Raw genomic sequence first — 21,376 nt, 5'->3', positions numbered from 1 at the left:
AAATTATATGGTTTCGATGAAATTGAACCTAATGTAACACCTAGTGAAACAACACAAAAAATTATCTGTTTTGGCCTCTACCGCTATTTGCGGAAATGATATTAGTTCTTCCGTCTTATATGTATCGGCCCTGGCAATAGCCTTTGCCGGGCAATATGCTTGGATTACCCTCCTCATTGTATCTTTCGTTCTTTTCCTATTTCGCAAAATATATGGTGAAGTTGTTGGGGCCTTGCCCTTAAATGGGGGTGCGTACAACGCCTTGCTGAATACCACAAGCAAATCGATCGCGTCTTTTGCCGCTACGTTGACCTTACTGTCCTATATGGCGACGGCCGTTATATCAGCCAACGAGGCCATACATTATCTACATCATTTAATACCTGCGATCCCCATAATCATTGCCACGATGATACTGCTGATCTTATTTGCCAGCCTCACTATTGCGGGCGTTTCTGAATCAGCAAAGGTGGCCATTGGGATATTCCTTTTTCATTTAGCGTCTTTTGTGATATTGAGCGCTTTCATCACGTACTTTTTACTACAAAATGGTTTGGGAACTTTCTGGGAAAACTGGAATTTACCGACCATGGGAGGCAACATCACTAATGCTATCTTTCTCGGTTTCGCAGCTTCCATGCTAGGGGTTTCCGGTTTTGAAAGTTCGGCGAACTTTGTTGAGGAACAACAGAAAGGCGTATTCCCCAAAACACTGAAGAACATGTGGATCGTCGTGAGTGTCATCAATCCGCTGGCGGCCCTCTTTGCACTGGCCTTATTCGCCATGCCTTTACTACATAGCGATGCGTATCAAAACACGCTTTTAATAGAAATGGCATCCCATGTTGGGGGCGATTGGTTGGCTATTTTAATAGGCATTGACGCCTTCTTGGTACTCAGTGGTGCTGTATTGACAAGTTTTGTCGGGGTCTCGGGTTTATTGGAACGTATGGCACTTGATCGAATTCTACCGCAGTACTTTCTGAAGAAAAACAAAAGGGGCAGTTCTTATAGAATCATTATTATTTTCTTGCTCTTGACGGTGTCGGTTTTATTGATTACTGCAGGGGATGTAAAATTATTGGCCGGTGTATACACCATTTCCTTTTTATCAGTAATGGCTTTATTCGGAGTGGGCAATATATTGCTTAAAGTGAAAAGAAACAGTTTGCCCCGTCCTGAAAAAGCGAGTTGGATCGCTATCTTCATAGCCATTTCAGGGGTTATCATCGCTTTGATCGGAAATTTGGAGATGCCATCCCAAGAGGGTGTTCAGAGTAATCTTTCGATCTTTCTTGAATACTTCATCCCCTCCATGGTATTTATTATAGTAATGCTCAATAGAACCGTGTTGCTTAAGTTTTTATTGAAGTTGATCCATACGGTCTTTGACCCGGTTAGGGTTTTTGTGTTGAACACAGATCGAAAAATACTTGCCGTCATCGACGAGATCAATTCGCAGGAATTTGTCTATTTCACCAAAGGTGATGACGTAGCGACCTTGAACAAGGTAATGCTCTATATCCAAAAAAACGAGCATACCAAGAAATTAAAGGTGGTTACTGCAACCAAGAACGGCCCAAAGATCACGCCCCAGCTCAGAAACGACATCGATGTGGTGGATCGGGAATACCCGTTGATAAGTATTGAATTTATAGAATTGAATGAAAGTTTTAGCCCAGAACTCATTACGCGATTGTCCAAAGAATGGAAAATCCCGATAAACTTTATGTTTATTGGTTCTCCGGGGAACCGTTTTCCGTATAAGATCGAAGAGCTTGGGGGCGTACGATTGATAATTTGATAAAAAAAGCCTAAAACCAACTTGTTCAAGAAGGCATGTCAACCTTCTTATTATTTGACACTGATGGTTCTATCTACCCTATATTCTCCCGAGAGTCCCCTAATCAGGGAATATTTTAAATATACATGGTCTACATCCGGATTTTTATTATTTTCCCGTGATGTCAGATCTGTACACCTAATACCAATGCCCAGCCTCGGCGAGAAGCTACAATACAAATAAGGAACTTTGAACACGAACGATGCTTTCTATCTAGGTAAGGATGAACCGAATAAAGGTTGTTTATTGGCCTTACGGGATATCATCCTTACTGAGGACTATAACCTTTCCGAAACCAAAAAATACGGTATGCCATGCTTTTGCTACCGAAATAAAATGTGCTGCTACCTTTGGGTCGATAAAAAAACGGACGAACCCTATATCCTTTTTGTGGAAGGCGCATACTTGAACCACCCTGGACTGGAAATTGGCAAGAGGTCCCGAATGAAAATATTCAAGGTAGACCCGAATAAGGACCTCCCTAAAACAACAATTCACTGGATTTTAAAAAAAGCGGTAGACCTCTATCGCAACGGAACGATACCAGTGAAATGAATGCCCTAGGGCCTCCTTAAAATCCCAAACGTTACACGTATCAATTTTTCGTAAAATCATTCCCATCCTTTTTATTACCCGATTAAAGATTTAACTTTATGGACATTCAAATAACCTCCAATGAAAAATCCAATAATGGCATTCCTAAGCTTCGGTTGCCTCTTTTTGTTCGTTTTTAGTTGCGCTACAAAACAAAACCCCAACACTGATACGGAAGAATGGATTTCTTTGTTCAATGGAACGAATTTGGAAGGGTGGACCCCCAAGATCAAAGGATTCGAACTCGGTGAAAATGCCCTCGAGACCTTTGGCGTTACCGATGGCAATCTACGGGTCTCCTATGCGGCTTATGATTCCTTCGACAGTAAATTCGGCCATCTTTTTTATAAGACCAAGTTTTCACATTACCGCTTAAAAGCCCAATATAGAATGGTAGGGGAACAGGTCAAAGGAGGCCCTGAATGGGCCTTTGCCAATAACGGTTTTATGCTGCATTGCCAAGACCCTAAAACCATGACCCTAAATCAGGATTTTCCCCTATCGATGGAGTTTCAATTACTGGCCGGTAAGGATGAGGGTGAACGCCCAACGGGGAATCTATGCACACCGGGCTGCCATGTGCACATCGATGGAACATTGATTGAGGATCATTGCATGCCCAATACCAAGGGCGCTACCTACCCCATCGAAAAATGGGTGAATATCGAGGCGGTGGTCTTAGGCGATTCCATCGTTCACCAAATTGTGGAAGGCGATACGGTAATTACCTTTACCAAACCCGTTATTGGAGGTTTTTTAGAAGGATTGGATAAAACGCAATTTAAGGATGGCACGCCCATGACCGAAGGCTTTATCGCCTTACAAGGTGAGAGCCATGATACTGAATTCCGGAATATCGAAATATTGGATTTATGTGGTTGTACCGATAAAAAAGCCTTGAATTACAAGTCTTATTACATTAAGGGCGACCCATCGGAGTGTAAATATGAATAACTTATAAAAACTATAGAGCAATTGGAAAGGACCCTAGAGGAGCAACGAAAGGAATTTATGGAAGGTAAATTCTTGGCGACCCCGTTGGCGGGAATGATCGTTTGGTTGATCATCGGGTTTGCAGGTATTTTCTTGCCCATAACCGCTACGGTCTGGGTATTGTTCATCGGTACCGGAAGTATTGTTTATTTAGGGCTATTTATTTCAAAATTCACAGGGGAAAATTTTTTGGACAAGACCAAACCCAAAAATACATTCGACCGTTTGTTTATGTTTACGGTGGCCCAAGCGGCCTTGGTCTATGCCATTGCCATCCCCTTTTTTCTTATCGATTATTCCTCTTTGCCCTTGTCTGTGGGTATATTGACCGGTTTAATGTGGGTCCCATTCTCCTGGATAATCAACCATTGGGTCGGATTGTTCCATGGCATCACAAGAACGATCATCATAGTAATACTTTGGTATCTTTTCCCCGAATTGCGTTTTGTGACCATACCCTTTGCCATTGTCCTGATTTATTTGATTACCATAGTGATCTTGCGTAATCGAAAAAGAGCCACCTGAAAAAAAAAACACATAGTAAGCCCAAAACTCCTATGTTGAAATATATGGGACCAATTCCCCTTTTTCATAGGCTTTATCCCGTGGGCGCAGGCAGATGAATCCGTCGGAAAGGGCCAAACTGGTCAAATCTCCCGAACCATTTTCCCGTACGGGACTCGCCCAAAGTACTCCTTTTTTGTTTTCCGTGCTTACCTGAACAAAACGGGTCAAAGGGGGATGTACCTGTAGCGTCCCGTCAAATACTACTTCGGTCTTGGGTATTTCGATGTCCATAGAACGATACAACCAGGGTAGAAAATAGACGTGGTAATTCGCAAACGTGGAAACCGGATTACCGGGAAAAGAGAATACGACGGTCTTTAACTCAGGCTGTATACCGAACCAGAAAGGTTTTCCAGGTTTTTGGGCGACTCTGTGAAATACTTTTTGAACTGCAAGCGATTCCATGACTTCAGGAATAAAATCAAATTTTCCCTTAGACACTCCCCCACTTAATAGTACCACATCATAGGTCTTTAATAGGTGGTCTAATTCTTTTTTGATGGAAGCCTTATCATCTTTAAGATGTATTGAGAAGGCCTCGATCTTTTCCTTTTGCAAGGCAGCACATAGCGATAAGGCATTGGATCGTCGTATTTGATGGGGCAAAGGTGTTTCAGCGACCGCAACCAATTCATTTCCCGTGGAGACGACACAGACTTTCGGCATTTTCCTTACCTGTACTTCTGATTTCCCTACGGAGGCCAAAATTCCGATTTCCGCAGGTCCAATACGGCTATTCCTTGGTAATAAAACCGTACCTAAGACCACATCACTCCCTTGAACATGGATGTCTTGTCCTTTTCTAGCTTCCTGTAATAAGGTCGCATACCCGTCAGCAATGGTCACATGCTCGTACATGATAACGGTATCGGCATTTTCGGGAACTATGGCCCCTGTCATGACCTCGATGCAATGATGGAAGTCGTGTAGTTGTTGCTGCCCCATTCCGGCACTTGCCAAACCTTCGATCTTAAAGCGTTCCAACCCTTTTTCAAGGGCCTTTGAATCAATGGCTATTCCATCCTTGGTGGCACGGTCAAAAGGGGGGAAATCCCGATCCGCCAACACCTCTTCGGCCAATATTCTTCCATTGCTTTCAAGTAAGGCTACGGTCTCTACCCCAAAATCAAAAGTATACCGCAATACATTGGCATAAGCCTCATCATAGTTTATCATACCTACAAATCAAAAAAAAACTGTTGATCCAAAGATAAACATTAGTAGACCATCTACATCCATAACTGCATGTGCCTTGGCATCAATTCAGGAAATAGCCCTCAATTTAAACTCATTTTAAGGTTCAAATTCCTTAATTTTAACCTCCTGATACCACGAAAAAATCATTAGTTTCAAGAAGCTTTATTATGACCGAAAATTATTTCAAGACCTACCCCAACAAAGAAGGATTTTTCAATGAATATGGTGGTGCCTTTATACCGCCCATGCTCGAAGAGGAAATGCAAAAAATTACCGATGCGTACTACGCTATCAGTAAATCGCACAGCTTTATTTCCGAACTCCGAAGCATACGCAAACACTATCAGGGTCGCCCTACCCCTGTTTATTACTGTAACCGTCTATCTGAAAAATATGGAGGTCGGATCTATCTTAAACGAGAGGATCTGAACCATACCGGAGCCCATAAATTGAACCACTGTATGGGTGAGGCCCTTTTGGCCAAGCATTTAGGGAAAAAGAAATTGATCGCAGAGACCGGAGCAGGGCAGCATGGGGTGGCATTGGCGACGGCTGCGGCCTATTTTGGTTTGGAATGTGAAATTCACATGGGTGAGATCGATATGGCCAAGGAACATCCGAATGTGGTGCGTATGCGTATTCTGGGAGCGACAGTGGTCCCGGTAACCCACGGTCTAAAGACCTTGAAAGAAGCCGTTGATTCGGCCTTTGAAGCGTATATGAAAGATCCTATTACCACTATCTATTGCATTGGTTCCGTAGTAGGGCCGCATCCCTTCCCCATGATGGTGCGCGATTTTCAGCGCGTGGTCGGGATAGAGGCCAAAGAACAGTTTTTTGATATGACCGGCGAATTGCCCGACAATGTCGTTGCCTGTGTCGGTGGCGGCAGTAATGCCATGGGTATTTTTTCAGCCTTTTTGAATGACAATGAATGTCGCCTATACGGTGTCGAACCAGGTGGCCGCTCTTTGAAACATGGGGAGCATGCTGCAACAATGACCTTGGGTAAACCCGGCATCATTCATGGATTTAAGTGTTATACCCTACAGGACGAGAACGGGGAACCCAGTCCGGTCTACTCGGTGGCCAGTGGCTTGGATTATCCCGGTGTAGGCCCTGAACATAGCATGCTCAAGGATTTGAAGAAAGTATCCTATGAGGTGGTTTCAGACAAGGAGACCATCGATGCCTTTTATGAACTCAGTCGTTTGGAAGGTATTATTCCGGCCCTTGAAAGTGCCCATGCGGTTGCCTACGCCTTCAAATTGGCACAAGAAAAACCACGGGAATCCATTCTAGTGAATTTAAGCGGTAGAGGGGATAAGGATCTTGATTTTGTAGTCGATAATTATGGCCTGCCAGCGAAATAGGGCAACACAGGAATCTTAAAATAGCCCTAAGCCATTTACAAGGAGAACTCTTACACCAACGACCAATACCAAGATGGCGGTGATTCTTTTGATTCCCTTGGCCGATAGCTTTTTAAGGCTAAGTCGAACTCCCAATTGTCCACCGATCAAGACCGTAAGCCCCAATACCAAGGTTTCGACCCAGGGAAGCTCAAGGGTTCCGGCAACAAACAATCCGCCCACACCCGATAGGGAATTCACCAGGATAAAAAAACTGGCCAGGGCTGCTATCTTGATTGATTTGTTCCAATTGATGTGATTCAAGATAGGGGCCAGAAAAATGCCGCCCCCAATTCCCACAAGTCCCGATAACAATCCTATAGCGGCACCGATAAGGTAACTCAGATAAGTCGGATAGACCTTAGTGGGCTCGCTCAATTTAATGCCTGAGGTCTGCCAGATCAAAAACAGGGAAGAGACGATCAATGCCCCCCCTAGGATAATGAAGAAGACCTCTTCCTTCAAACGAAAGGAAGCACCAATGAAGGCCATGGGAATACTGGTCAACACAAAGGGTAGAAAATCCTTTATTCGGGCATGTCCATGTTTAAAATATAGAAAGGTACTTCCTGAGACCACGACCAAGTTGCAGATCAAGGCGATAGACCGTATGGCAAAAAAGCTGACCAAGACCAGCGTTAATAAGGCCAAATAGCTGGAGCCTCCTCCAAACCCAACGGAAGAATACAAGGTGGAGACCACAAAAAAACCAATACTCAAAAGGATTAAACCCTCAATACTTAGCAACATTCGTTTTTAGATTTAGCAATCCCCCTTTAACATTAATGAAGTGCGCACTGGGCCAATAGGCCTCCAATATGGATTGCGCTTGCTGACTGCGTGCACCCGAATAGCAAAGGAGGTATACCGGACGATCAAGTTGTAGCGTATGCTTCCATTTCTCGATGGTATCCAGTGGCAGGTTAATCGTATTGTCGAGGTGAAATTGTTCAAATTCCTGAATCGTTCGTACATCTATGGTATACCTGTTGCCAGCCATCACCAATGCCTCAAAAGCCTCAGCCTCTATTTCATTTTCCTTGCTATCACATTCAAAACCATAGTCGCTTTGCAGTGCGGTAATAGCCAGGTTCGAAGGTATGGGGCCAAACTTGATTTTTTGAAAGTTTTGATCTAAGCCATTGTACAATACTAATTTCCCGGAAAGAACCGCACCAATGCCTGTAAGCACCTTCACGACTTCCAAAGCCTGCAGGTTCCCTACAATTCCAGGTATTACACCAAGAACACCATGTTCATTGCAATTGGGTACTTCAAGGCTGGAAGGCATAGTAGGAAAGAGACATCGATAGGTAGGGCCTCCCTTATAGTTAAACACACTGACTTGTCCTTCATAACCGTGTAATGCCCCATAAACAAAAGGTTTTTTCAATATCACACAGGCATCGTTGATCAAATACCGCGTGGGGAAATTATCAGTGGCGTCGACCACAAGATCGAAATCCGCAATAATCTCCAACGCATTGTCGTTGGCTAGAAATTCAGGATAGGGTACCAAAACCGTTTCCGAATTTTGGCTTTTCAATTTTTTAAGGACCACATCAACCTTGGCTTGCCCTACCTCAGCTTCTGAATACAAAACCTGACGATGTAGATTGGTTACGGACACTATATCGGCCTCAACAATGCCCAAGGTACCGACCCCCATGGCATTTAAATATGTAAGAACGGGAACTCCAAGTCCGCCAGCACCCACGACCAATACTTTGGCCCGCTTCAGTTTTGACTGGGCTTCCGGCCCGAAATCGGCAAGTTGAATCTGTCTTTGATAGCGTTCCGTACTCATACCTAAGGTAATTTTGACAGTGCCTCCCTATATTCCAATTCAGAATTGGCGTTCATTAGAATATGTTCATTTGCGGGATAAACCATATGGGTATCCGAATTGATCAGGAATTTTCTTGGACAGGAGCCATTGACACCTGCCTCCATATAGGATACAGCGGCCTTTAATGCCTCTGCCTCCCAAATGGCACACAACGGTTCAGGCAAAGGATTCTCCTTCAAGCTATAGGTCGTGGCATAGGCATTGCTTTTACGGGCCGCGATCAATTCCCGTAATGCTTTTTCATCGATTAAGGGAAGGTCACACGCCAGTACCAACCAGGCCACATCGGGATGTTGGTTATGGGCCGAAAGAATACCATTGAACGGTCCCTTGAATTTATCCTCATCAACAATGGTATTGAACGTCGGGGCAATTTCAGCGGTTTGTTCTTTTCGAATGCTCATAAAGGTCCTATCACAGACGCGTTCCAATAACCGATAGAGGTATTCGCGCTGGGGAATATCATGATAGACAATGCATCCTTTGTCCGTACCCATGCGCCTACTCTTTCCTCCGGCGAGTACCAAACCATATATTTTAGAGGTTGAAGTCATGTTTGCCTCCCGATTTATGTTCCAATTGTATCGCTGAAATTGTGATATCATGTGATAAGGCCTTGCACATGTCATATATGGTAAGGGCACTGATTGAAACGCCGGTAAGGGCTTCCATCTCGACCCCAGTGCGCTCCGTACATTTTACCGTGCACGCAATATGCAGGCTATTTTCAATGGGTTGAATATCGATATGTATCTTGGAAACATTGAGTTGATGGCACAGCGGGATCAGTTCCGATGTCCTTTTCACCCCTTGTATCCCCGCTATTATGGCGGTTTGGATGATACTGCCCTTGGGGCCCAAAAAATCCTGGGCTTTCAGGGTTTCGAATACGTGCTTGGGAAAAAGGACGTTCCCAGAGGCCACGGCCATGCGTACCGATTCGTTTTTGGTCGATACATCGACCATGGAAGCATTGCCCGCCTCATCAACATGCGATAGTTCCTTGCTCATTTATCCCCCGATTGTTGTCATTGAATTCGTATACGTTCCTTGTTGTTTCTCTTGTGCTTCAAAACCTGTTTTGGCCCTACTGCCTATGGCCTTTAAAAGCTGTTCCTTGACCCTTACCTCAGATGATTCACCTCTGAGGATTTCCCTGATATTCATACAAGGTTGGGCATAAAGACAGGTAATCACATCCCCTGTGGCCGTAATCCGTAACCTATTGCAAGTGCCGCAGAAAGTACGGCTGAATGAAGGAATAACCCCAAAGCTACCTTTGAAACCTGGAATTTTATAATTCATCGATGTCGATGTCGGTTCGGAAGGTAGTTCCTCATAATCCGGATAGGCCTCTTTGATGTGCGCCAAAATACGTTTGTAATCCCATGCATTGCCCTCAAAATGGCGGGAACCCCCATTGAAGGGCATTTCTTCAAGGTATCTCACGCCAACATCGTGGTGTTTGGCCAACGCTAACATGGGGATGATATCTTGTGTGTTCTGGCCGCTTAAGGCGATAAAGTTGATACGTACGTTGAAACCCTCATTGATCAGGCGTAAAACATTTTCATGTACAATGTCATACTGGTCACGCCGTGTTATCCTTTCGAAGGTTTCGCGATTTATAGCATCCATACTAACATTGATGTTTTTGATGCCCAAGGTCTTGAGTTCATCGATATAAGGCCCTATCAAGGTCGCATTCGTGGTTACCGAAATGTCCTTCAATCCCTCCATCTTGGAAAGATTGCGGAGCAATACCATCAAATCCTTACGCACAAAAGGTTCCCCTCCCGTGATCCTGATTTTATCAATACCCTCAGATACCAAGATAGCGCTCAATCTTGACAGCTCTTCTATCGTAAAAAGAGTGTCGCCTTTTGAAAAGTCTATTCCCGATTCAGGCATGCAATAATTACAACGTAGATTGCAACGATCGGTGACCGCCAAACGCAAATAATTTATTTTTCGATTATGGTTATCTATCAACATATTTTAGGGGTGGGCTGAGACCCAAACTGTTTTATCCTTGAACATTTCCTTTTTCCAAATGGGCACCGTTTCTTTCAATGTATCGATCATATACCGACAGGCGTCAAAACAGGCATCCCTATGTGCTGAAGAGACCCCAATGACCACCACGGGTTCCTGAACCTTTTTTAAGCCCACGGCATGCCGCATCACCACCTTGTTCATGGGCCATCTTGCCCCTGCCTGGTCTATGATTTTCCGCATTTCCTTTATCGCCATGGTACGGTACGCTTCAAACTCCAAAGATACAACAGTTTCGTTATCCGTGAAATCCCTTACGGTACCAACAAACACACAGATACCACCGCTCTTGGCGTCAGAAAGTTCGTCATAAACCTGCGCCACATCAATGGCTTCCACAATTTCTATGATTGGTTTTTTCATTATCCTCCACTTACGGGTGGAATTATGGCAATTTCATCCTCATGGTGCAAACGCACTTCCTGAGAGGCATATTCCCCATTAACGGCTACAGCTACGGAGGTCAACCGCTTAAATTCGGGATACGAATCATTCAAATAACGGATCAAATCCTTTACCGATGTCGGTTTTTCCTCCAAAGTGGACAAATCCAACGAGGATTTACCTACAATATCCTTCGTAATCCCAAATAGAAATAGTTCCATATTCCAACCTATTTTTTCTTTTTTAAAAACTGCCTTCAAGCCAAATGGCACTCCTATCAACGCCTCATTACCTCACATGGATTATCGACGACCTTTGTTCCGTGGCTTTGAATTTACATCAAATTTACCAAAATTAAATTGGGAATTTTTTCGATGATTTTATTTAACCTTTCTTTATGTTTATGACTTTGTCGTAAAAAAGTCCTTGAATTTATCGTATTGGTCTAATTTTGTAGTAATGAACGCACCGAAATTCATAAGTAGTCCGCAAAATGCCTTGATACGGCAGGTCATGCTACTTCAGGAAAAATCACGAGAAAGGAAAAAACAGGGATTATTTGGGTTGGAGGGAAGAAGGGAATTGGCATTGGCCCTTAAAGCTGATTATGAGCTTGAATCCGTAATGTACGATCCTGGGATCATTTCAAAGGAAGATACCCTTGCCCTTTTAAAGGAAAGTTCAAACCAACCCGAATTAATTGAGGTTTCCCATGGTGTATATAAAAAACTGGCGTACAGGGATTCCACCGAAGGCCTGATCGCCGTTTTAAAGACAAAAACACATACGCTGGAAGGCCTCGCCCTAAAGGATGAAAACGCCTTGGTGCTGGTTGCGGAATCGCCAGAAAAGCCAGGCAATATAGGGGCCCTGTTACGTACGGCCGATGCTGCCAATGTCGATGCCGTCCTCATCGCCAATCCTAAGGGGGACCTCTACAACCCCAATGTTATCCGCTCGAGTATCGGGTGTGTTTTTACCAGCTGCATCGGTATTGGCAGCACTGCTGAAATCATTACCTTTCTAAAGGAGCATCGTATACAAATATACTGTGCCGCATTATCCGCCTCCAAGGAATATACCCAAACCGATTTCACAAAGGCATCGGCAATTGTTGTGGGGACAGAATCAACTGGGCTTTCACAAGAATGGCTCGAAGCCTCGACGCAAAATATAATCATCCCCATGGAAGGGGAAATAGATTCAATGAACGTCTCGGTATCGGCAGCAATCCTTATATTTGAAGCCAAACGGCAACGATCCGCCTAGGAATCGGCCCAAGGCCAAAGTATAGACCAAAACCAGAAAATGACCCATACCACCTTGTTTTATAGCATCATTGCCATTTTGGTGATCGAGTTCAGTATAGAAACCATACTCGACTACCTGAATTCAAAACGTTACAATGACCCGATTCCCGACGAGTTAAGCGATGTTTTTGATGCTGGGGAATACAAAAAATCTCAGGAATACAAAAAGACCAATTATAAATTCGGACTTTTGACCTCCACATTTTCAATAGTGCTCACCCTAGGTTTTCTCTTTTTTGGGGGCTTCGAATGGCTCGATACGATCGCACGCAGTGTTGCCGACAATACGATTGTCATTGCCTTGGTTTTCTTTGCCATGATCATGATCGGGAGCGATGTCATTACCATGCCGTTTGGCTATTACAAAACCTTCGTCATCGAGGAAAAATTCGGTTTTAACAAGACCACAAAGACCACATTCTTCCTTGATAAATTAAAAGGGTATGCAATGATGGCCATTATCGGGGGTGGTATTACGGCCCTTATCATCTGGTTTTTTGAATGGGCCGGTACGAATTTTTGGATTTACGCCTGGGTCTTAGTGGGACTGTTCACCCTGTTCATGAACTTGTTCTATAGCAGATTGATTGTGCCTTTGTTCAACAAACAGCAACCCTTGGAAGCGGGTACACTTAAAAGTAAGATCGAGGGGTATGCCCATAAGGTCGGCTTTGAAATCAAGAATATTTTTGTGATCGACGGCTCAAAAAGATCAACGAAGGCCAATGCCTATTTTTCGGGATTTGGGCAGGAAAAACGGGTAACATTGTATGATACCTTGATCAATGATTTGGATGAAGACGAGATCGTTGCGGTTTTGGCCCATGAGGTAGGCCACTACAAACGCCACCATATCATTTTCAACATCGTGGTTTCCATACTATTGACAGGTTTCACCTTATTTCTATTATCCCTGTTCATCAACAATCCAGAAGTGTCAAAAGCGATTGGGGTTTCGAAACCAAGCTTTCATGCAGCGTTGATCGGTTTTGGCATTCTGTATAGTCCAATTTCTGAAATTACCGGGTTGATCATGAATTACCTGTCCCGCAAATTTGAGTATCAGGCCGACGATTTTGCCAAGAATACCTTTGCGGCCAAACCCTTGATCACATCATTGAAAAAACTGTCGAAAAACAGTTTAAGTAACCTTACCCCCCATCCCGCCTACGTTTTCATGCATTATTCGCATCCTCCCTTAATTGCACGTGTCAGGAATTTAAAGGCATAATTATTGTTGTGTATTACATCGGATTGTGTAATTTTATTTATGTATGACGCAAGCAGCTATAGAAAAGGAAAACAAGGAAATTACCAAGCAGTACAAAGAATTGCTTCGTATAAGCTACCAGACGTTATCGGATGACGACAAAACGCTGATTCGGCATGCCTTTGAAATTGCCGTTGACGCGCATAAAGATCAGCGAAGAAAATCTGGGGAGGCTTATATATTCCATCCTATTGCGGTAGCCAAGATCATCGCTTCGGAAGTAGGCCTGGATGCCGTATCGATCGCCTCGGCCCTTTTGCACGATGTCGTTGAAGATACAACGTATACCCTAGACGATATAGAACGTATGTTCGGGGAAACCGTGGCACGTATTGTTGACGGACTGACCAAAATCGCCCACCTAAAAAAAGACACCAACATATCACAGCAAGCGGAGAATTTCCGTAAAATGCTGTTGACACTCCATGACGATGTCCGTGTCATTATCATCAAGATTGCAGATCGATACCATAATATGTTGACCTTGGATGCCATGCCTGAAAACAAGCAGGTGAAAATGGCTTCGGAGACCCTTTATATTTATGCGCCTTTGGCGCACCGCATAGGCCTATATAATATTAAAACGGAGCTGGAAGACCTCAGCCTGAAATATACCGAGCCCGATGTATATCGCGATATTTCGGACAAGATCGAGGAATCGAAAGAAGAACAACAACAATATATCAAGGATTTTTCCAATGTCATAAGTGATTCGTTGGATAAGGAAGGACTCAATTACGATATCAAGGGCCGAATGAAATCCATTTTCTCCATACGTAAGAAAATGAAAGTCCAGAACGTCGCCTTTGACGAGATATACGACAAGTTTGCGATACGTATCATATACAAGTCTGACAAGGCCAATGAGAAGTTCCTGGCATGGAAGATCTATTCGATCGTTACCGATCATTTTACACCCAACCCGGTACGTTTGCGTGATTGGATATCCTCTCCGAAATCGACCGGCTATGAAGCCTTGCACATTACGGTAATGGGGCCCCAGGGCAAATGGGTCGAAGTGCAGATACGAAGTGAACGCATGCACGAAATCGCGGAAAAAGGATATGCGGCCCATTTTAAGTACAAGCATGGTTCACAAAAGGAACAGGGTATTGATGTCTGGCTGAATAAATTACAGGAAGCGCTTGAAAATTCGAATATCAGTGCGGTTGATTTTGTGGAGGAATTCAAACTCAATCTATACTCCAAGGAAATCTTTGTCTTTACCCCATTGGGTGAATTGAAATCAATGCCTAAGGGTGCAACACCCCTTGATTTCGCGTTCAATATACATACCGAAGTGGGCATGCATACCCGTGGTGCAAAGGTGAATGGGAAATTGGTTCCCTTGAATACGACCCTGAAAAGTGGTGATCAAGTTGAGATCATAACCTCAGAACAAGCCAAGCCGAACCAAAACTGGCTCGATTATGCGACAACCGCAAGGGCCAGGGCAAAGATAAAATCGTCCTTACGCGAAGAAAAGAATACGATCGCCAACGATGGAAAGGAAATTCTGAGAAGAAAACTCAAATCCCAGAAAATCACGCTCAATGAGGATACCGTGAACAAAATGGTCATTTTCTTTAAACTCAAGACCAGTTTGGATTTATTCTATCGCGTGGGCATAGGCGCCATAGACAATCAAAAGATAAAAGACTTCGCCTCATCGTACAACAACGCCTTTATAAGTTTCTTTAAAAGCAAGATCAGACGAACACCTACGCCCGAGCATATCGATAAGGAAGAGATTACAGCGAAATACGATATGCTGGTCTTTGGCAAGGAAGAGGAAAAACTCGATTACAAACTCTCCCAGTGCTGCAATCCAATTCCTGGCGACCCCGTTTTTGGGTTTATCAGTGTCAATGAGGGCATAAAAGTCCATAAAAAGAATTGCCCCAATGCGATTTCCCTTCAATCCAATTATGCCTATAGGATTATTAGTGCAAAATGGATAGATTCGACACAACAGGAGTTCCGATCAGAAATCCAATTGACGGGCATCGACAATTTGGGATTGATCAGTGAAATTACCCAGGTGATTTCGAATTATATGAACGTCAACATGCGAAACTTGAATTTCAGTACCGATGGCGGTACTTTTACAGGAAGGATAACCGTCGTGGTCCAGAACAACAACATTCTGCAAAAATTAATCGAAAACCTGAAGCTGATCAATGGCATTGATAAAGTAACCCGGGTTTAGAAACTTAATAAAAATTTAGCCTTACATTTGTACATTAATGTAGTGCTTATTCTTATGCCGCCTAACAAGAACCAAGAAATTGTAAAAAACGTATTCACCACCTTTTTAGAAGAAAAAGGGCATAGAAAAACACCTGAACGTTACGCAATTCTCCAAGAGATTTATGATAGTGAGGAACATTTTGATATAGAGTCGCTCTACATCAATATGAAAAACAAGAATTATAGGGTAAGCCGGGCGACACTATACAATACCATAGAACTTTTATTGGACTGCAAATTGGTTCGAAAACACCAATTTGGCAAAAATCAGGCACAATACGAAAAGTCCTATTTTGATCGACAACACGACCATGTGATCCTGACGGATACAGGTGAGGTCATGGAATTCTGCGATCCACGGATCCAATCCATCAAAAAGACCATCGAAGAGGTATTTGATATAAAGATCACGAATCACTCTCTATACTTTTACGGAACAAAAAACAAAGAAGGAAATACAAATAACTAACCAAACGAAACGATGGCAGTAGATTTATTGTTGGGATTACAGTGGGGAGACGAAGGGAAAGGTAAAATCGTCGATGTACTCACAAAAAACTATGATATTATAGCGCGTTTTCAAGGGGGTCCGAACGCTGGACATACCCTGGAATTTGATGGAATCAAACACGTGCTGCACACGATACCTTCTGGGATCTTCCATAAAAACGCGATGAATGTTGTCGGCAACGGGGTGGTTATTGACCCTGTGATCTTCAAGAAGGAATTGGAAGCCTTGGATGCTTTTGACATCGATATAAAATCTAAATTACTTATCTCCAGAAAGGCACATCTGATATTACCTACCCATCGCCTACTGGATGCCGCCTCGGAAACATCGAAGGGAAAGGCGAAAATAGGATCGACCTTAAAAGGTATCGGCCCTACCTATATGGACAAGACGGGGAGAAACGGTATGCGTATCGGTGATCTGGAGCTATCTGATTGGAAATCAAAATACCGTGCCTTGGCAGATAAACACGAGGCCATGATCGGTTTTTACAATGTGGATATCGAATATAATCTGGAAGAACTTGAAACCGAGTTCTTCAGTGCCATATCAAAGCTTAAAGAACTCACTTTTATCGATAGCGAAGAATATCTATACCAAGCACAAAAGGCTGGAAAAAAAATATTGGCCGAAGGTGCCCAGGGATCTATGCTCGATATTGATTTCGGGACATATCCTTTCGTAACTTCGAGCAATACCACGGCCGCAGGTGCCTGCACCGGACTAGGGGTTGCCCCAAATCAAATCGGCGATGTAAAGGGTATTTTCAAAGCCTATACCACACGTGTGGGAAGCGGCCCTTTCCCCACAGAACTTTTTGATGAGGATGGTAAAACCATGTCACGCGTAGGTAAGGAATTTGGAGCTACTACAGGAAGACCTAGGCGTTGTGGTTGGCTCGACCTTGTGGCATTGAAATACGCCGTACAGGTGAACGGGGTTACCGAACTGATGATGATGAAGGGGGATGTGCTTAGCGGATTTAAAAAGCTTAAAGTCTGCACGGCCTACAATTACAAAGGTGAAGTCATTACACACTTGCCGTATAACATTGAAGCCGAAAATGTAACTCCGGTTTATACCGAAATGAAAGGTTGGTCCCAGGACCTTACCAAAATGAGCAAGGCGGAACAATTACCGGGACCCTTGAATGACTATATTACCTTTTTGGAAAAGGAATTGGAAGTGCCGATTAAAATAGTCTCTGTAGGTCCTGATAGGACCCAGACCATTTATAGATAAGTCGTACGCACTACTGCTGCCATAAAATCATACCTATACTGTGCCTATCAAGAATCGAACTTGATAGGCATTTTTTTTGGTTTGATTTGTATGGATTTCAGCCTAAAACCTGTCCATTACGTTTTAAAAATCTATACCCTATTTCAATTTTTAAATTGGACACTTTTATTGTAAATTGTACAATGAACACCACGCACCCAATGAAGGATAAAACCACCCCTGCCCATCCATCCGCTCCTGTAGCTTTTTCATTTCACGTAGTAGGGAATAATAGCATATATAGCAACCTATGAAAGTAGAATATTCCAATAATCCAATCAATTCAAAAACTTTCACATCCTCACTATTCCTTTTGGTCCTGATGCTTTTCAGCAATTTGATGATGGCCCAGGAAATAAAATTAAGCTCCCCTGATGAGCAGTTGGAAATCTCCCTAACCCTAACGGAAAAAATTTCATGGAATGCAAAGCTTAAGGGATCAAATGTCATTGACAATGTGGTCATTGCAATGGATATGGGCGATGGGCGGATTATAGGCACTACCCCGAAACTGCGAGACTCTAAAGTTGAACGTGTCACGGAAAAACTGATGCCCCAAGTTCCAAATAAAGATGCCGTAATTACAAGTGAATTCAATCAGTTGATCTTGGATTTCAAGGATAACTACCAATTGATCTTCCGGGCCTACAATGACGGAATCGCCTATCGTTTTATCGATCACAACGGCAAAACAAAGAATGTGTATAGCGAGGAAATGACCATGTCGTTCCCAACGGGGACCTCCTCTTATTTTCCACAAGAGGAATCGTTTTATTCCCATAATGAACGAATCTATCTGGTAAAGCAAATTGCGGAAATGGAAGAAGGTGTGTTTTGTAGTTTGCCCGTAATGTTCAATACAGCAGCGGCAAAAGTGCTGTTAACTGAATCCGCCCTGATCGATTATCCGGGGATGTTCTTGAAAAAAACAACGGGCAATGCCATGACCGCCACTTTTCCGAAGTACGTTTTAAAAGCAATTCCCAATGAGGCTTCTAGCCCAGACAGAAATCAAATCCTAGTGGAAGAGGCCGATTATATTGCCAAAATAAAAGGCAAAAGATCGTATCCATGGCGCGTGTTCATCATCAGTGATGATGACCGCACTTTTGTTGAGAGCAATCTAGTGACACAGCTCGCTGATACATCCAAAATACCGGATGCCGATTGGATAAAACCTGGGCAGGTCGCTTGGGATTGGTACAATGCCAATAATATCTACGGGGTAGATTTTGAGGCCGGACTTAACATGGAGACCTATAAATATTATATCGATTTTGCCGCTGAAAATGGCATCGAGTATGTGATTTTGGACGAGGGGTGGACCAAATCCACTACGGAAATTATGGAGGATAATGAAAATCTTGATGTTCCTGAACTGATACAATATGCCAAATCGAAAAACGTAGCGATTATTTTATGGGTATTGTGGAAACCCCTCGACGAAAACCCTGACGAAATCCTAAAGTTATACAGCGATTGGGGTGCGGTGGGTATCAAGGTCGATTTTATGCAGCGCAGTGACCAATATGTTGTGCAATCCTATGCCAAAATTGCTGAAAACGCTGCGAAATACAAAATGATGGTCGATTATCACGGCGCCTTTAAACCGGCCGGTGTTGAGCGCATGTGGCCCAATATCATCAATTATGAAGGGGTCAAAGGCAATGAGAACAATAAATGGAGTGCCGATATAAACCCGGAACACAATGTAACGCTCCCTTTTATTCGAATGGCGGCCGGACCTTTGGATTTCACCCCCGGGGCCATGGTAAATATGAACAAAGTGGATTATGAAACAGGCGGGGCCAATTTCGCCCCACTATTTACAAGACCGATGGCACTTGGTACACGAGCCCACCAAGTAGCCATGTATGTGGTATACGAAGCCCCGCTTCAAATGCTCTGTGAATCGCCAACAATCTACTACAAAGAACAAGAAACCGTTGATTTTATTACACAAATACCGACGGTATGGGATGAAACGGTAGTTCTGGAAGGGGCTGTTTCCGATTATATCGTTGTGGCCCGAAGAAAGGGTACAGATTGGTACCTTGGGGCAATGACCGATTGGACGGCTAGGGACTTTGAATTAAACCTTTCGTTTTTAGGGGAAGGCAACTATGATCTACAAGCCTACCAAGATGGCATGAATGCTTCTAGAAATGCCCAAGATTATAAGCTCATCAGCACAACTGTAAATCAAGATACCAAGCTACATCCAAAGCTTTCCAGCGGTGGAGGTTACGCTGCCATTCTCAAAAAAAAGTAGGACATGAAAAAAATTGACAGAAGAAACTTCATTCGTAAAACCTCATTGGTAGGCGCTGCCATGGCAGTTTCCCCAATGATCGGACAAGGAAACTTCACCCTTCCCGAACGGCCGTATGGCGCACAGTATATGGGCGATTTCGCCGCTCCGAAATTAGAGACGGTCAGGGCCGCATTCATAGGGGTGGGTGCCAGAGGCCCAGGGCATCTGAAATTCTTCGCCTCGTTACCGGGAACCGAAGTGGTAGCCCTTTGCGACCTATATCAGGATTTAACCCAAAAATGGAGTGAGGAAGCTAAAAAAATAGGAAAAGGCACGAGACACAAAAAAGTAGCCCAATACTATGGCGATGAAAACCAATGGCGGAAAATGCTCGATGAAGTAAAACCCGACGTCGTCTTTATTTCAACCAACTGGAACAACCATGCCCCCATGGCCATAGAAGCTATGAAAAAGGGCGCCCATGCCTTTGTTGAGGTACCCATAGCCGTTACGCTCGAAGACATGTGGGAAATCGTGGATACATCAGAACAGACGCAAAAGCACTGTATGATGATGGAAAATGTAAATTATAGTCGGGATGAGTTGATGTTCCTGAATATGTGTCGCCAAGGTGTCATTGGCGAACCCCTGCATGCCGAAGCTTCCTACATTCATGAACTTCGTTTTCAAATGGAAGAACAAGAACGGGGAACAGGATCTTGGAGGACCTACCATTACGCCAAACGAAATGGCAACCTCTACCCTACCCATGGTCTTGGCCCTGTGGCCCAATACATGAATATAGCACGTAGCGATGACAATTTCAACAGCTTGGTGTCCTTTTCAACACCTGCCCTGGGAAGAAAATTATATGCCGAAAAGAACTATCCGGCCGACCACAAATGGAATCAGTTAAATTATAAAGGAGGCGACTTAAATACCTCAATTATAAAAACCAACGTAGGTCGCACGATTATGGTACAATGGGACGAAACAAGCCCCCGTCCCTATTCACGATTGAACCTTATTCAAGGCACCAAAGGCATATTGGCGGGTTTCCCCACAAGGATTGCATTGGAAGGAGGTGTGGAAGGAGCTACTGAAAATCACCATACTTGGGCCCAAGGGGAACAATTGGAAACTATCTATGATAAATACGACCATCCATTATATAAAAGATTGAACCAAGCCACCAAGGATACCGGTCATGGAGGTATGGACGGTATTATGATGTATCGAATTGTTGAGTGCCTGCAAAAAGGACTGCCTTTAGACCAGAACCTCTATGAAGGTTGCCTTTGGAGTGCAGTGGCCCCACTGAGCGAGCGTTCCGTGGCAAGTGGTGGCTCTCCCCAAAATTTCCCCGATTTCACAAGGGGTAATTGGAAAAATACAGCTCCATTACAAATCATCACTTAACCATAAGCACAATAAAGATTGCAAACAACATGAGTAAAAAAAATACAAAAATATACCTGACAACCTTAACCTTATCTTTATTGATGGTATCTTGTGGTTCGATTAAAAAGGCAAATGACGAAGGTTTCGAACCGCTTTTCAATGGTCAAAATTTGGAAGGATGGGTTGGCAATACGACATCGTACCG

Annotated in this window: 20 protein-coding genes; 12 read left to right on the top strand and 8 right to left on the bottom strand. The window is 43.6% G+C overall.

Annotation, left to right across the window (positions count from 1 at the left end; all coding sequences use genetic code 11):
* The first annotated feature begins 43 nt into the window (after window positions 1–43).
* From WBM98_RS11810 to WBM98_RS11795, 4 genes are all read left to right on the top strand, one after another.
* A complete protein-coding gene (locus WBM98_RS11810; protein WP_424366223.1) occupies window positions 44–1,804 on the top strand; it encodes an APC family permease in 1,761 nt (586 codons plus the stop codon).
* A 228-nt stretch (window positions 1,805–2,032) separates the two neighbouring features.
* On the top strand, window positions 2,033–2,398 hold the full coding sequence (locus WBM98_RS11805; protein WP_424366222.1) for a DUF1801 domain-containing protein: 366 nt from the start codon (window positions 2,033–2,035) through the stop codon (window positions 2,396–2,398).
* A 120-nt stretch (window positions 2,399–2,518) separates the two neighbouring features.
* Entirely contained in the window at window positions 2,519–3,391 is an 873-nt protein-coding gene (locus WBM98_RS11800) for a 3-keto-disaccharide hydrolase (RefSeq protein ID WP_424366221.1), read from the top strand.
* Window positions 3,392–3,412: 21 nt separating this feature from the next.
* On the top strand, window positions 3,413–3,955 hold the full coding sequence (locus tag WBM98_RS11795; protein ID WP_424366220.1) for a DUF7010 family protein: 543 nt from the start codon (window positions 3,413–3,415) through the stop codon (window positions 3,953–3,955).
* A 30-nt stretch (window positions 3,956–3,985) separates the two neighbouring features.
* On the opposite strand, the gene WBM98_RS11790 is transcribed toward WBM98_RS11795, so the two are convergent.
* Window positions 3,986–5,173, bottom strand: coding sequence for a molybdopterin molybdotransferase MoeA (locus WBM98_RS11790; protein ID WP_424366219.1), 1,188 nt, complete (start codon window positions 5,171–5,173; stop codon window positions 3,986–3,988).
* A 188-nt stretch (window positions 5,174–5,361) separates the two neighbouring features.
* Between WBM98_RS11790 and trpB the strand changes: the two genes are divergently transcribed.
* Window positions 5,362–6,567, top strand: a complete 1,206-nt coding sequence (gene trpB / locus WBM98_RS11785; protein ID WP_424366218.1) for a tryptophan synthase subunit beta — start codon at window positions 5,362–5,364, stop codon at window positions 6,565–6,567.
* A 15-nt stretch (window positions 6,568–6,582) separates the two neighbouring features.
* Here trpB and WBM98_RS11780 read toward each other — a convergent pair whose 3' ends face one another.
* From WBM98_RS11780 to WBM98_RS11750, 7 genes are read right to left on the bottom strand one after another with little or no spacing between them, the layout of a single operon-like run.
* A complete protein-coding gene (locus tag WBM98_RS11780; protein WP_424366217.1) occupies window positions 6,583–7,356 on the bottom strand; it encodes a sulfite exporter TauE/SafE family protein in 774 nt (257 codons plus the stop codon).
* Window positions 7,340–8,413 (bottom strand): ThiF family adenylyltransferase, encoded by a 1,074-nt coding sequence (locus tag WBM98_RS11775; RefSeq protein ID WP_424366216.1) that lies wholly within the window; start codon window positions 8,411–8,413, stop codon window positions 7,340–7,342. The genes WBM98_RS11780 and WBM98_RS11775 overlap by 17 nt, the downstream gene beginning before the upstream one ends.
* A 2-nt stretch (window positions 8,414–8,415) precedes the next feature.
* Window positions 8,416–9,009, bottom strand: a complete 594-nt coding sequence (gene mobA / locus WBM98_RS11770) for a molybdenum cofactor guanylyltransferase (RefSeq protein WP_424366215.1) — start codon at window positions 9,007–9,009, stop codon at window positions 8,416–8,418.
* On the bottom strand, window positions 8,993–9,466 hold the full coding sequence (gene moaC / locus WBM98_RS11765; protein ID WP_424366214.1) for a cyclic pyranopterin monophosphate synthase MoaC: 474 nt from the start codon (window positions 9,464–9,466) through the stop codon (window positions 8,993–8,995). Before moaC ends, mobA begins: the two co-directional genes overlap by 17 nt.
* Window positions 9,467–10,450, bottom strand: coding sequence for a GTP 3',8-cyclase MoaA (gene moaA, locus WBM98_RS11760; protein ID WP_424366213.1), 984 nt, complete (start codon window positions 10,448–10,450; stop codon window positions 9,467–9,469).
* A 3-nt stretch (window positions 10,451–10,453) separates the two neighbouring features.
* Window positions 10,454–10,873: a molybdenum cofactor biosynthesis protein MoaE gene (locus tag WBM98_RS11755; RefSeq protein WP_424366212.1), complete on the bottom strand. Its 420-nt coding sequence runs from the start codon at window positions 10,871–10,873 to the stop codon at window positions 10,454–10,456.
* The gene (locus tag WBM98_RS11750) at window positions 10,873–11,115 is read right to left on the bottom strand and encodes a MoaD/ThiS family protein (RefSeq protein WP_424366211.1); all 243 of its coding nucleotides are present in this window, start codon (window positions 11,113–11,115) and stop codon (window positions 10,873–10,875) included. Before WBM98_RS11750 ends, WBM98_RS11755 begins: the two co-directional genes overlap by 1 nt.
* A 238-nt stretch (window positions 11,116–11,353) precedes the next feature.
* Here WBM98_RS11750 and WBM98_RS11745 point away from each other — a divergent pair, with 238 nt between their 5' ends.
* From WBM98_RS11745 to WBM98_RS11715, 7 genes are all read left to right on the top strand, one after another.
* Window positions 11,354–12,163, top strand: a complete 810-nt coding sequence (locus tag WBM98_RS11745) for a TrmH family RNA methyltransferase (RefSeq protein WP_424366210.1) — start codon at window positions 11,354–11,356, stop codon at window positions 12,161–12,163.
* A 39-nt stretch (window positions 12,164–12,202) separates the two neighbouring features.
* Complete coding sequence (locus WBM98_RS11740) at window positions 12,203–13,435, top strand: M48 family metallopeptidase (RefSeq protein WP_424366209.1); 1,233 nt, start codon at window positions 12,203–12,205, stop codon at window positions 13,433–13,435.
* 43 nt (window positions 13,436–13,478) lie between these two features.
* Entirely contained in the window at window positions 13,479–15,683 is a 2,205-nt protein-coding gene (locus WBM98_RS11735) for a RelA/SpoT family protein (protein WP_424366208.1), read from the top strand.
* Between the two features lie 54 nt (window positions 15,684–15,737).
* Complete coding sequence (locus tag WBM98_RS11730) at window positions 15,738–16,193, top strand: Fur family transcriptional regulator (RefSeq protein ID WP_424366233.1); 456 nt, start codon at window positions 15,738–15,740, stop codon at window positions 16,191–16,193.
* Between the two features lie 12 nt (window positions 16,194–16,205).
* The gene (locus WBM98_RS11725) at window positions 16,206–17,477 is read left to right on the top strand and encodes an adenylosuccinate synthase (protein WP_424366207.1); all 1,272 of its coding nucleotides are present in this window, start codon (window positions 16,206–16,208) and stop codon (window positions 17,475–17,477) included.
* A gap of 289 nt (window positions 17,478–17,766) precedes the next feature.
* Entirely contained in the window at window positions 17,767–19,788 is a 2,022-nt protein-coding gene (locus WBM98_RS11720) for a glycoside hydrolase family 97 protein (protein WP_424366206.1), read from the top strand.
* Between the two features lie 3 nt (window positions 19,789–19,791).
* Entirely contained in the window at window positions 19,792–21,189 is a 1,398-nt protein-coding gene (locus tag WBM98_RS11715) for a Gfo/Idh/MocA family protein (RefSeq protein WP_424366205.1), read from the top strand.
* Window positions 21,190–21,376: the final 187 nt, after the last annotated feature.

This window comes from Maribacter sp., assembly GCF_049667165.1.
Classification (GTDB): Bacteria; Bacteroidota; Bacteroidia; order Flavobacteriales; family Flavobacteriaceae; genus Maribacter_A.
The sequence above is the reverse complement of the archived record's forward strand: the minus strand, read 5'-3'. Positions and strand labels throughout refer to the sequence as shown.